General features: G+C 67.4%; 13 protein-coding genes. 7 read left to right on the forward strand and 6 right to left on the reverse strand.

What is annotated here, in order from left to right; translation table 11 throughout:
- The first annotated feature begins 21 nt into the window (after positions 1-21).
- Positions 22-1,233: a hypothetical protein gene (locus AB4Z18_RS18170; protein WP_441784169.1), complete on the forward strand. Its 1,212-nt coding sequence runs from the start codon at positions 22-24 to the stop codon at positions 1,231-1,233.
- 1 nt (position 1,234) lies between these two features.
- Here the strand turns inward: AB4Z18_RS18170 and fliN are convergent, their stop codons facing one another.
- Entirely contained in the window at positions 1,235-1,948 is a 714-nt protein-coding gene (gene fliN / locus AB4Z18_RS18175) for a flagellar motor switch protein FliN (protein WP_441784170.1), read from the reverse strand.
- Between the two features lie 5 nt (positions 1,949-1,953).
- Positions 1,954-2,838: a flagellar motor switch protein FliM gene (locus tag AB4Z18_RS18180; protein ID WP_441784171.1), complete on the reverse strand. Its 885-nt coding sequence runs from the start codon at positions 2,836-2,838 to the stop codon at positions 1,954-1,956.
- A gap of 122 nt (positions 2,839-2,960) precedes the next feature.
- On the opposite strand from AB4Z18_RS18180, the gene AB4Z18_RS18185 reads away from it, so the two are divergent.
- From AB4Z18_RS18185 to AB4Z18_RS18210, 6 genes are all read left to right on the forward strand, one after another.
- Positions 2,961-3,938, forward strand: a complete 978-nt coding sequence (locus tag AB4Z18_RS18185) for a hypothetical protein (RefSeq protein ID WP_441784172.1) — start codon at positions 2,961-2,963, stop codon at positions 3,936-3,938.
- The gene (locus tag AB4Z18_RS18190) at positions 3,935-4,165 is read left to right on the forward strand and encodes a hypothetical protein (RefSeq protein ID WP_441784173.1); all 231 of its coding nucleotides are present in this window, start codon (positions 3,935-3,937) and stop codon (positions 4,163-4,165) included. The genes AB4Z18_RS18185 and AB4Z18_RS18190 overlap by 4 nt, the downstream gene beginning before the upstream one ends.
- Positions 4,166-4,256: 91 nt before the next feature.
- Positions 4,257-4,583: a flagellar FlbD family protein gene (locus AB4Z18_RS18195; protein ID WP_441784174.1), complete on the forward strand. Its 327-nt coding sequence runs from the start codon at positions 4,257-4,259 to the stop codon at positions 4,581-4,583.
- Positions 4,584-5,402 carry a motility protein A gene (locus AB4Z18_RS18200; RefSeq protein WP_441784175.1) on the forward strand — a complete coding sequence of 273 codons (819 nt, stop codon included), beginning with the start codon at positions 4,584-4,586 and terminating at the stop codon, positions 5,400-5,402.
- Between the two features lies 1 nt (position 5,403).
- Positions 5,404-6,243: a flagellar motor protein MotB gene (locus tag AB4Z18_RS18205; protein ID WP_441784176.1), complete on the forward strand. Its 840-nt coding sequence runs from the start codon at positions 5,404-5,406 to the stop codon at positions 6,241-6,243.
- 43 nt (positions 6,244-6,286) lie between these two features.
- Positions 6,287-7,099 (forward strand): DUF4386 domain-containing protein, encoded by an 813-nt coding sequence (locus AB4Z18_RS18210; protein ID WP_441784177.1) that lies wholly within the window; start codon positions 6,287-6,289, stop codon positions 7,097-7,099.
- A 79-nt stretch (positions 7,100-7,178) separates the two neighbouring features.
- Here the strand turns inward: AB4Z18_RS18210 and arfA are convergent, their stop codons facing one another.
- The 4 genes from arfA to AB4Z18_RS18230 all read right to left on the reverse strand — a co-directional run bounded on the left by arfA (position 7,179) and on the right by AB4Z18_RS18230 (position 12,043).
- Positions 7,179-8,684 carry an arabinosylfuranosidase ArfA gene (gene arfA, locus AB4Z18_RS18215; RefSeq protein ID WP_441784178.1) on the reverse strand — a complete coding sequence of 502 codons (1,506 nt, stop codon included), beginning with the start codon at positions 8,682-8,684 and terminating at the stop codon, positions 7,179-7,181.
- Between the two features lie 59 nt (positions 8,685-8,743).
- Positions 8,744-9,694 (reverse strand): carbohydrate ABC transporter permease, encoded by a 951-nt coding sequence (locus AB4Z18_RS18220; protein ID WP_441784179.1) that lies wholly within the window; start codon positions 9,692-9,694, stop codon positions 8,744-8,746.
- On the reverse strand, positions 9,691-10,635 hold the full coding sequence (locus AB4Z18_RS18225; protein ID WP_441784180.1) for a carbohydrate ABC transporter permease: 945 nt from the start codon (positions 10,633-10,635) through the stop codon (positions 9,691-9,693). Before AB4Z18_RS18225 ends, AB4Z18_RS18220 begins: the two co-directional genes overlap by 4 nt.
- Before the next feature lie 79 nt (positions 10,636-10,714).
- Complete coding sequence (locus AB4Z18_RS18230) at positions 10,715-12,043, reverse strand: ABC transporter substrate-binding protein (RefSeq protein WP_441784181.1); 1,329 nt, start codon at positions 12,041-12,043, stop codon at positions 10,715-10,717.
- Positions 12,044-12,054: the final 11 nt, after the last annotated feature.

Consider the following 12,054-nt stretch of genomic DNA (forward strand, 5'->3'; position numbering starts at 1 on the left):
CATTTCCGGGGGGAACCACCAGTGACCGATGCCGACTCTTCAGCGCAGCCCGAAAACTCCGCGGCTGCGGTGACGCCCCCGCCTGCGAAGCCGAGGGGACGCGCCCGGGTCTGGGTGTGGACGACCGCCTTCGTGGTACTCGCGGCGGGCGTCGGGATCGGAGCCGGGATCGGCTGGCGCGCGCTCGCGCTCGAGAGCACCGTGGAGGCCTCGCACCAGCTGTCGGCGGCCTCGGACAAGCTGTCCGACGTCACCGATCTCCGCGGGATCGCGCTCGACAAGGCTCACGCATCCATCGCCTCCCTCACCGAGTACACCCAGCACCCGCGCCCGGACTACCTGAGCGACGCCACCGCCAAAGCGCTTGCGGCGGCCGACGCCGAACTCACGGCGAAGAGCAAGAACCTCACGCAGGCGACGTTCGATGCGCCGAAGGTCCCCGCGGTCGGTCTCGACCTCCTGCCATGGACCGTCTTCGCGGACGTCCAGCACAAGCAGGCGCTGGCCCGCCAGGAGGATGCCCTGCGGCGGAAGCGAGCGGCAGAGCTCGCAGCTCTGGTCGCTGCGCAGAAGGCGGTCACGAAGAGCTACGCCGCCGTCTACCAGGAGCTGGCCGCGCATGGCGAGCAGGTGCTGACGGCGGATGCCTCCGCCACCTACGAGAGCAAGATCCCGCTCCGCCACGCCATCGATGACGGCAAGTCGGATGTGGCGCAATCGCAGTCCAACGGCACCGAGCTCCTCACGATCATGACCGCCGTCGACGGCGTCAACACCGCCCAGGCTGCCGGCGAGGCGGCGAAGCAGGACCCGGCCTACCCCATCCGCGCCCAGATCGAGGCGTACGCGCGCTCGATCGCCCACGGCGTCACCCTCGACTTCGAGTGGCACCAGGAGGTCAGCGGGCTCGGCGACGGCTGGTACTCGGGCACCACCCAGTACCGCTACGACGACGGCGGCTGGGCGACCATCGACCTCAACTTCCCCATCCAGGAGGGCTGGAGCTACGGGGACGTGGATGCGAAGGCCCTGGTCACGCATGAGGTCGGGCACTCGCAGGTCGTGCGTCCTGAATGCAGGACGCTGTTCGACGGGCCCGCCTTCCGGCAGAACGACGAAATGTGGGCCACCGCCTGGGCGATCTCGATGGGCTTCGACGTCCCAGGGTCCGGGATCGAGGCTTACGGACGCCCCAGCGACGAGCAGATCGCCGTCGCCGGACAGTGCCGCTGAGTCAGTCCAGGTCGGCGGCTGCGTCGAGGATCTTGGTGATCCGCACCGCGTAATCCTGGTCGACCACGACGATCTCGCCGTGCGCGATCAGCCGTCCGTTGAGCAGGACGTCGGCGGGCGATCCGGCCGACCGGTCGAGCTCGATGACGGCACCGGGCTCCATCGCGAGCACGTCGCGCACGGCCATCCGCGTGCGACCGATCTCGACGGTCAGCGCCATCTCGACGTTGCTGATGCGGCCCAGCTTGCCGCCGAGAGCGCTCGCACCGGCGCGTTCTGCGACGGAGGCGCGACCCCGGATCGCGAACCAGCCGGCCACTCCGGCAGGGCCGGAAAGAGCGAACACCGTCGTGGCCGGGTCGGCGAAGAGTTCGGCCGCATCCTCCGTGCGGGCGTCGTCGAGCACGCCGGCGCCGAGCGTGTCGCTGGCCGCCTCGAGGGCCGGCTGCAGCACATCCTGAAGCGACACCACCGGCGAACCGTCGGCGCCGTCGTCCACGAGCTGCGGTGCCTCGAGCAGCACCACGGCGAGGTCAGCCGAAGGAGCACCGACGAACGTCGCCACCACCGCACGGTCGGCGCCATGGACCTCCGACCCCTGCGCCAGCAGCGGGCTCAGCGGCGCGCCCGTGGGCAGCACCCGGGAGAGCGCCTCGGCGGCCGCCTGCGCCTGGCCGAGCGACAGCCCGGTGGAGTTCGCGATAGTCATGCTCATGGGAATCAGTCCTCAGTGTTGGTGATCACGCAGGCGAGACGCGAGCCGCTCGAGCCGAGAGCGGCCGAGGCGACGGTCTGCCCGCCGACGGTGAGATCGAACGGCCGGTGCTGTGGATGCGGCAGCGGAAGCAGGTCGCCCACCGCGAGCCCGAGCACGACGCTCGGACGAACGCTCGCGGGTGCGAGCCGGAGCGCCACCTCCACCGGGACGCGTGCGAGCTGAGCATCCACCAGCTCACGCGCGTTCTCGGTGCTGTGGGTCGGGTTGGTCTCGCCGAGCTGTGGGAGCAGGGCGACGGCGGGGAGCGCGACGGTCGCTCGCGCGGTGTTCTCGCCGACGTGCAGGTCGAAGCCGGCGACGATCATCAGCTCCGAGGTCGCCGCCGCCTGCGCGAACTGCGAGTTGTACTGGATGGCGTCAACCGCGATCGCGTTCACCAGCAGGGAGCCGAGCGAGTAACGCAGATCCTCCAGCGCCTCGTCCATCAGCCGGCGGACCAGCGCGTGCTCGATCTGCGTGAAAGTGCGCTCGTGGTCCACCGGCGTGCCCTGGCCGCCCAGCATCGTGTTCACCCACGACAGGGCCGCGATGGTCGGGAACTGGATGACCGCCTTCGGCGCCACATCCTCCAGCTGGCACAGCACCATCGCGGTCGTGGCCGGGAGCGACGCCGCGTACTCGTCGTACGTCTGCATCTGCACGAAGTCGCACTCCACCTGGCTGAGCACACGCACCTTCGCCGTGAGCTGGGTGCCCCACTGGCGGGCGAACGTCTCGAACGCCAACTCGRGCACCCGCGAGTGCTCACGCGCAAGCGTCGTCGGGCGCCGGAAGTCGTAGACCGGCGCCTCGAGCGCATCCGGTGCCGGGGCCTGCAGAGTCGTCACGGTGCCCACTATCGGCCGGTGTCCCCGAACTGTTAGGTGCCCATTCGTTGGAGATCCGTCGTCATGAGTTGCCGGTAGACGCGTCTGTCTAGATGAACCTGTTTACCAATGAAGGAGTGCACATGACGGCGATCAAGCGAAATCAATGGCGAGGTCGCGCGGGGAGTCGGGCGCTTACCGTCGCGGGCGTTGCGGCTTCGGCAGCCATTGCGATCGCACTCGTAGGGGCTGCGCCGGCGGAGGCGGAGGCGGACTCGATCAGCACGCTCGCCGCAGTGACCAAGGCGACCGCCGGAACGGTGGATGCTGCAGCGCCGGTCGATACAACCGCATCGGGAATGAACGCGATTCATGCGCCGGTTGGTGGGGCAGAGGTCACGGTTCCAACGCGCGCGACTGGGGGCATCTCAGTCGAGACCGCCGGTGGCGATTTTGCTGTTTCTCTACCATTCGCGTCGGGGGCGGCCGCCGCGACGGTGGAGAAGAAGGGAATCGTCTCGTACAACAACAACAACGGTTCGATTTCGGTTCCGGTCGTTGTCGTGGGTGGCTCTTTGCAGATCAATACCGTGATTGCAAAACGGTCGGCACCGAGCCATTACAGCTACCGCCTCACGATCCCCACGGGCGGTCAGATCGTGCAGGTGGGCAAGTCCTACTTCCTCCTCAATGCAAGCCAAGACCCGATCGCTTACATCTCCGAGCCCTGGGCCACCGACGCTAAGGGCGCCGCGGTCTCCACCCACTACACGCTGAAGGGTTCAACGCTGACCCAGGTCGTCGAGGCGTCAGCGGCGACGGCATACCCGGTTGTGGCCGACCCTGCGTTCGTGTGGGAGACCGGCTTGCCCTCACTGAAATGGAACAAGAAAGAGAGCGCGGACCTGCGCACCCAGTCGAAGAGCCCCGCGTTCTGCGCTGCGGCAGTAGGAAAGCTGCCCCCGCCGGTGAATTGGGCCATCACCGGCCTGTGCCTGGCGAACCTTCTCTCGATTACGGTCAACGCTCAGCGAATCGTCGGCAAGGGCGAGTGCGTGCAGTGGCTCATCGGTCCAGGTGTGATCGGCAGCATCGGCTATAAGGGGGGCAACTGCAAATGAGGACCTGGAACCCGTTCAGATTCGATACCTGGGCCGCGTCGAACGCGACACCGAAACGGCGCCTCGTGGGGTGGGGCGTCTTCGCGGTGCTGGTCGCCAGCGGCTTCCTCGCCAACTGGTACGGGCTAGCGCTCGGGATTGCGGCCCTCATCACGTATTTCGTTCTCGCGAACCATTGGGCCAATCTCGACGCGATCAAAGCCGAGGAGGAACCCGATACGAAGTAGCCCTCGTGCCGGTCCCCCTAACGACCGACCGCCGTGGGCCGATAGTGGGCTCGTGACGGCTCACCCGGAGCCGAGACCAGGATTCGCCCCCATGATCGTCGTCACCCGATTGAACGACAGCCAGTTTGCGGTCAACCCCGACCTCATCGAGCGCATCCACGCCAGTCCGGACACCACACTCGTCATGGTCGACGGGGCGAAGTTCATCGTCACTGAGTCCATGGCCGATGTGATCGAGAAGATCGCCGCGTACCGGGCGCGTGTGATCGCACTCGCCCACGACCTCCCCTCCCTCGGCCCGCGCCCCGTGCCCGCGCCGCCGCTCGGGCTCGTGACGCTGCCCGGACTGGAAGACCACGACACGGTTGAGGCTCACCCCGAGGCCCGCGCTGTCCCCCTGCGAGCAAGGAAGAAGTAGATGGACCCGGCAACGATCATCGGCATCGTCCTCGCGTTCGGCTCTGTCGTCGCGATGGTGACGATGGAGGGCGCGCACCTGAGCTCGCTGCTGCTACCCGCCCCCATGGTGCTGGTCTTCGGGGCCACCATCGCGGTCGGGGTGGCCAGCGGCACGGTCAAGGACTTCCTCACGGCGGTGAAGTCGCTCCCGCGCGCCCTGCGCGGCAAGGTCGAGCCGCCGCAGCAGGTGATCGACCAGGTCGTGGGCCTCGCCGAGAAGGCGCGCGCGAACGGCTTGCTCGCGATGGAGCAGGAGGCGGACGGTGTCGACGACCCGTTCCTGAAGCGCGCCCTGCAGAACATCGCCGACGGCACCGACGGCGACGAACTGCGCGTGCTGCTGGAGGACGAAATCGCCACGCGCTCCAAGAAGGACAGGGTCGCCGCCAAGTTCTTCAGCGCGATGGGCGGCTACGCGCCCACGATCGGCATCATCGGAACGGTCGTCTCGCTCACCCACGTGCTCGAGAACCTGGCCGACCCGGGCGAGTTGGGCCCGATGATCGCGAGCGCGTTCGTCGCCACCCTGTGGGGCCTCCTGTCCGCCAACTTCCTCTGGCTGCCGCTCGGCGCGCGCCTGCGCCGGCTGTCCGAGCTGGATGTGGAACGGATGAACCTGCTCATGGAGGGCGTGCTGGCCGTCCAGTCCGGCAGCCAGCCGCGTCTCCTCGGCGAGCGCCTGCGCGCCATGATCCCGGGCGGGGATGCTGAGAAGGCCGCCGCGAAGAGCGGCAAGCCGGCGCGCGGTGCGAAGGATCCCGTCGAGGAAGCCGCCTGACATGTCCGCCCGCCGTCGGAAGAAGCACGAAGAGCCAGAGGAGCACGAGAACGAAGAGCGCTGGATGGCCTCCTACATGGACATGGTCACCGTTCTCATGTGCATGTTCATCGTGCTCTTCGCGATGTCGACGGTGGACGCGAAGAAGTTCGAGGCCCTCAAGGACTCCCTGGCGACCGGCTTCGGTCAGGTGAAGACACAGAAGGTGGACACGGCATCCGGCGTGGTCGTGCCGCCGAAGCACGTGGACGAGTCCGGCAAGTCGACGGAGTTCGCTCTCGCGCAGCAGGAGGTACAGAACCTGCAGCACCTGAGAGACGTCATCCAGGCGGCCCTCACTCGCGACGGCCTGCAGGATGCGGTCGAGATGAAGATCGACTCACGCGGCCTGACCATCGGCCTGGTCGGCAACTCCACCTTCTTCGACTCCAACCGCGCCGAGCTGAGTGCCCGCGCGGTCGCGGTGCTGAACGACATCGGGCCTGTGCTCGCGCCGACCTCCTACGCCGTCTCGGTGGAGGGTCACGCCGACCTCCGCCAGCCGGGCGCCCCCTACCCGACCAACTGGGAGCTCTCCGCCGGACGCGCGACCAGCGTGCTGCGTCACCTCGTCGAGGTGAACGGCTACCCGCAGGAGCGCATCGCGGCCGTCAGCTTCGGCTCGGCCCGGCCGGTCGCCGGCTTCACCGGCACCACCGACAACGACCTCGCGCAGAACCGGCGAGTGGATGTGGTGGTCCTCTCGAGCCAGCCGGAGGACGTGCGCAAGCTCATCCCGCAGGCGCTGCAGTCGCCCGCGCCCACGCCCGCGCCTACGACGGCGCCCGCCGCCTCCGGCTGATCCGAGTCGCCTGGAAGCGGCAGGTGCGGCGTAGCCTGCGCACATGGCCCTCGGCATCCGCCGCGCTCCACCACCGTCGAAGGAGCACACCATGGCCGCCAACACCGACATCACCCCTCCGGTGAGAGCTCCTGTCGCGCCGCGACGAATGCTGCCCTCCAGGCGGATCTCTCTGGCAGTCGGCATCCTGTACGTGATCACGTTCGTCTCCATCCCGACGCTGGGGCTGTACGCACCCATCAAGAACGACGTCGGCGCCTTCATCCTGGGAGCCGGAAGCACGACCGCACTTCAGTGGGGCGCGCTCTCCGAGGTCACGGTCGGCCTGGCCGGCATCGCCACCGCCGTAGTGCTGTACCCGCTCACCAAACGCATCAGCCAGACCGCCGCTCTGGGGCTGGTGGCCGCCCGACTGCTCGAAACGTGTCTGATCTTCGTCAGCGTGGTCAACCTGCTCACGATGACGACGCTGCGACACGATCTCGCCGGGACGAACCGAGGGGCGCTGACCACACTCGGCCACAGCCTCCTCGCCAACTACAACTGGACGTTCCTGCTCTCCCAGAGCCTGATGCCCGTCGCATGCGACCTGCTCCTGGGGTACCTGCTGTACCGGTCCGCCATCGTTCCCCGCGTCTTCCCCATCGTCGCGTTCATCGGGGCACCGCTGCTCCTCGCCTCCGACATCGCGGTCTTCTTCGGCGCATACCCCCAGGTGTCCCCGATCGCCGCTCTCGCTGCACTGCCCGTCGCCCTATTCGAGCTGTCCCTGGGCCTCTGGCTGATCATCAGAGGTTTCAAGCAAACGCCACTGACCGCCGCCTACGACAGACCCGTCCAACCCGCAGCATCCTGAGCCCCACCGTCGAGTACACGAAAATTGCACGCGAACAGGGTCGTCCGCGTGCAATCGTCGTGTACTCGACGGGGGTGGGTCAGCCGAGCGAGACGGCGCTCCACGAGACCGGCGGCAGCTCGAGGGTGAGGGTGCCGTCGGCGAGGGATGCGGCCGGCGTCGGGCGCAGGCCCACGCGGTTCTGGTCCTCGAAGGTGTTCTTCGCGTACACGTCGTCGTCCCACAGGGAGACGGCCTCGCGCACGGAGGAGACACCGAGGTCGCGCACATCCACCCGGACGGTCTGCGTCTCGGTGAGGCTGCGGTTCACGAGGAACAGCGCGGCCGAGCCGTCGGCCGGATCGAACGTGGCCACCGCATCCACCAGGTCGGCCTCGCCGTGCACGGCGGTGTCGTAGGTGCCCGTCGTTATCCGGGGCCGCAGCACCTCGCCGCGGGCCAGACGGCTGGTCACCGAGAACGGGAAGAACGTCGTCTGCCGCCAGGCGGCGCCACCCGGCTCGGTCATGATCGGGGCGATCACGTTGACCAGCTGGGCGAGGGAGGCGCTGGTCACCCGGTCGTGGTTCTTCAGCAGCGTGATCAGCAGGTTGCCGAGCACGACGGCGTCGGCCGCCGAGTAGACGTCCTCCAGTTGACGGGGCGCGTACCGCCACTCGTCGTTGACCTCCTCCGACTCCTTGTGCTCGTCGAGGTACCAGATGTTCCACTCGTCGAAGGAGATCTGGATCTTCTTCTTGCTCTTCAGCTTGTTGCCGACGTGGTCGGCGGTGGAGACGACGGTATCGATGAAGTACTGCATGTCCACCGAGGAGGCGAGGAACGAGCCGAGGTCGCCTCCGCGCTCCTGGTAGTACGCGTGGGCGGAGACGAAGTCGACGTGGTCGTACGAGTGCTCGAGCACGATGCGCTCCCACTCGCCGAAGGTCGGCATGCCGGAGCCGGAGGAGCCGCAGACGACGAGCTCGAGGTCCTTGTCGGCCATCTTCATGGCCGCAGCGGTGCGCGCGGCGAGCTTGCCGTAGTCGTCGGCCGTCATGTAGCCGGTCTGCCAGGGGCCGTCCATCTCGTTGCCCAGGCACCACATCCGGATGTTGTGGGGCTCGGGGGTGCCGTTCGCGATCCGCTGGTCGCTGAGCGCAGTACCCGACGGGTGGTTGGCGTACTCGAGCAGGTCGAGGGCGGCCTGGATGCCGCGGGTGCCCAGGTTCACGGCGAGCATCAGCTCGGAGTCGGTGAGCTTCAGCCAGCGCGAGAACTCATCGAGTCCCACCTGGTTCGACTCCAGCGAGTGCCAGGCCAGGTCGCGGCGGACCGGCCGATTCTCGCGCGGGCCGACCGAGTCCTCCCAGCGGAAGCCGGAGACGAAGTTGCCGCCGGGATAGCGGATGGTGGTGGAGCCGAGCTCGCGCACCAGCTCGACGACGTCGAGGCGGAAGCCGTCCTCATTCGCGGTCGGGTGTCCCGGCTCGTAGATGCCGTCGTACACGCAGCGGCCCAGGTGCTCGACGAACGAGCCGAAGATGCGGCGGTTGACGGTCGCGACGCGCGCGGTGCGGTCGAGGGCGATGGTTGTCTCAGACATGGTCTCCGTGTTCCTGAGGTCGTGTTGGTGCGTGGTGCGTGGTGCCTGTTGCGGGGTGCTCACTTGACGCTGCCGATCGCAAGCCCACCCTGCCAGTAGCGCTGCAGGGTGAGGAAGGAGACGATCAGCGGGATGATCGAGATCAGCGCGCCGGTGATGACGAGGTTCCAGAGCGACTGACCGCCCGTGTTCACCTGGGCCTGCGCCTGGAGGGCGCCGAGGCCGACGGTGACCGGGAAGAGCTGCGGGTTCGAGAACATCACCAGCGGCAGGAAGAAGTTGTTCCAGGTGCCGACGATCGACAGAAGCAGGACGGTGACGACCGCCGGGCGCATCAGCGGCAGCGCGACCCGGGCGAAGATGCGGACCTCGCCGGCGCCGTCGACGCGGGCCGCATCCACCATCTCCGACGGGATCGCTTCGTCGGTGTACACCTTCATCAGGTAGACGGCGAACGGGTTCAGCATCGAGGGCAGGATGACCGCCCAGACCGTGTTGGTCAGGTGCACCGTGCTCATCATCACGAACATCGGGATGACGAGCACGGTCGCCGGGACCATCACCGATCCGAGCACGATCGCGAAGAACAGCCGACGCCCGCGGAAGCCGTACATCGAGAAGCCGTACCCGGCGAGCACCGAGAGCACGGTCGCTCCGAGGCCGCCGGCGATCGCGTACAGGAACGAGTTGCCCAGCCAGTGCGCGTACAGGCCGCCCGAGTAGCTGAACAGCGACGACAGGTTCGAGAACAGGTCGAACGATCCCGAGAACCACAGCGGGCTGGTCTTACCGTCGAACAGGCTTTGCTGGCTCTTGGTGCTGGCGACGATCAGCCACCAGAACGGCAGGGCGAAGTAGACGATGAAGGCCGCCAGCACGATGTGCGGGATGACCTGCCTGCCCGTGCGGCGACCGGCGGGCGCCTCGCGGCGCGCGCGGACCGGTCGGCCCGTACGGATGCTACGCGTGTCTGCGGCGGGTTCGGCCGCCTTCAGGAGTCCTGTGGTCATTTCATCAGTCCACTTCTCTTGCGCGTGGCGAACATGAACACGTACGAGCCGATGAAGATCACGAGCCCCAGCGCGAAGGCGATGGCGGACGCGTAGTTGAACTGGTGGTACGAGAACGCGACCGTGTAGGCGTAGATGTTCGGCGTGTAGTTGGAGGTGATCGAGCCGGACGCCATCCCCCGCAGCATCTGCGGCTCGTTGAAGAACTGCAGCGTGCCGATGAGGGCGAACACCAGCACGAGCAGGAGGGAGGAGGCCACCATCGGGATCTTGATCCGCAGCGCGATCTGCCAGGCGTTGGCTCCATCCACCCGTGCTGCTTCGTAGATCGACGGGTCGACGCCCTGCAGGGCCGCGTAGATGATGATCATGTAGTAGCCGGCCCACTGCCAGGTCACGATGTTGACCAGCGAGCCGAAGACGTTGCTGTCGGAGAAGAAGTTGGGCGCCTGCAGCCCGACCAGCCCGAACAGCTCCTGCGCCGGTCCGAAGCTGGGGCTGTACAGGAAGCCCCACATGAGCGCGCCGATGACGACCGGCACCGCGTACGGCACGAAGATCAGCAGCCGTGAGATCTTGGCGAAGCGCGTCGTCAGCGCGTCGATGAGGAGCGCCGCGACCAGCGCGACCAGCATCTGCGCCGGGATCATGATCACGGCGAACAGCAGGACGCGCCACACGCCATCCAGGAACAGCGGATCGGTGAACGCCTTCACGTAGTTGGCGACGCCCACCCAGGAAGTCCCCCCGGCGAGCGTCGTGTTCTGGAGGCTGAGCACGAACGCGTACACCAGCGGAACCAGCAGGAAGGCGACGAGGAAGACGGCGAACGGTGCGGTGAACGCCCAGCCCCAGCGCGCGCGGCGGAGGCCGACCATGTCGCGACGGCGAGGCGTTCGCGGCGAGCGCTGCCGCGGCGGTGCGACGGCGGTTTGGGTCATCGGTGAGCCCTTCAGGATGTGGAACGGGTAGGGGATGCGCGGTGCCCGGGCTGCTTCTGCGGCCCGGGCACCGCATCCCTCACTTGGTGACGGTGTAGCCCTGCTGCTTGGCGTAGCTCTCGACCGTGCTCTGGTAGGTCTTGAGCGCTGCCTCGGGAGACGACTTGCCCTTGTTGGTGGAGTTGACCGCGTCGGTCAGCTTGTCGTAGACGAGGTTCTGGAACGGGCTGAACTGGAAGCCCTTGTAGTCCGTCGCCGCGGTGAGGAACACATCCTTGTTGATCTGCTGGCCGCCGAAGAACGGGTACGCCTTCGACTGGAAGTAGTCCGACTCGAGGATGGGCTTCCACAGCGGGAAGAGCGCCGCCTTCTCGATGCCGAGCTTCCAGGCCGCTTCGGTGCCGAAGATCTCGGTCGCCACCTTCGCGGCGGCCTTCGGGTCCTGCGCCTGCTTGCTCACGGCGAAGGCCGAACCGCCGATGTTGATCTGGACCGGGTTGGCCGTGTCCCACTGCGGCACAGGCGCCACGGCCCACTTGGCGGTCTTGTCGGCGCCGGTGAAGCCCTGCAGGTAGCCGGGCAGCCAGGCCGCCGCGATCACCGAGGCGTATTTGCCGTTGACCAGGTGCGTGTTGTAGTCCGTCGTGGAGGAGTCCTCCGTGCCGACGAGCTTCTTCTGCACGAGGTTGTTCCAGTAGGTGAGCACCTTCTGGCTGGGCTCGTCGTTCAGGTCGATCTTGATGTCCTGCTTGCCGCTCAGCTCGAACGGGGCGGCGCCGGCCTGGGCGAAGAGCGCCGTCTGGTAGGCGCGGCCGTTGCCCGGGAAGTCGGTCATCAGCGTCTTGCCGCCGGTCGCCGCGTTGATCTTCTCGGCGTCCGCGGCGTACTCGTCCCAGGTCGTGGGAACAGTGAGGCCGTACTTGTCGAAGAGGTCCTTGCGGTACAGGAGGCCGACCGGGCCACCGTCGACGGGGATCGCGTAGGCCGCGCCGCCGTTGCTCACGTCGCTCCAGGCGCCCTCGGAGTAGTTGGACTTGACCTTGTCGGCGCCGAGCTTGCTGAGGTTCACGATGGAGCCGTCGGCGACGTAGCTCGGGACGACCTCGCTCTCGAGCATGACGACGTCCGGCGCGCCGGAGCCGGCCTGGATGGCCGTCGAGAACTTCGTGTACTCGTCGTTGCCCGCGCCGGTGTTGGTCCAGCAGATCTGGACGTCCTTGTGGTTCTTGTTGAACAGGTCGACGACCGGCTCGAAGTTCGGGTACCAGGCCCACATGGTGACCTGCTTGGCATCCGAGTGAACGATCTTGTTCTGGCAGCTGGCTGCTGCGCCGCTGCCTCCGGAACACCCGGTGAGCGCCGCGATCGCGACCGCGATCACGCCGCCCGCTGCAAGGAGCTTCTTCATTGGATTCCCTT

Origin of the sequence: Leifsonia sp. 2TAF2, from assembly GCF_052115085.1 — a bacterium.
Lineage (GTDB): Bacteria > Actinomycetota > Actinomycetes > Actinomycetales > Microbacteriaceae > Leifsonia.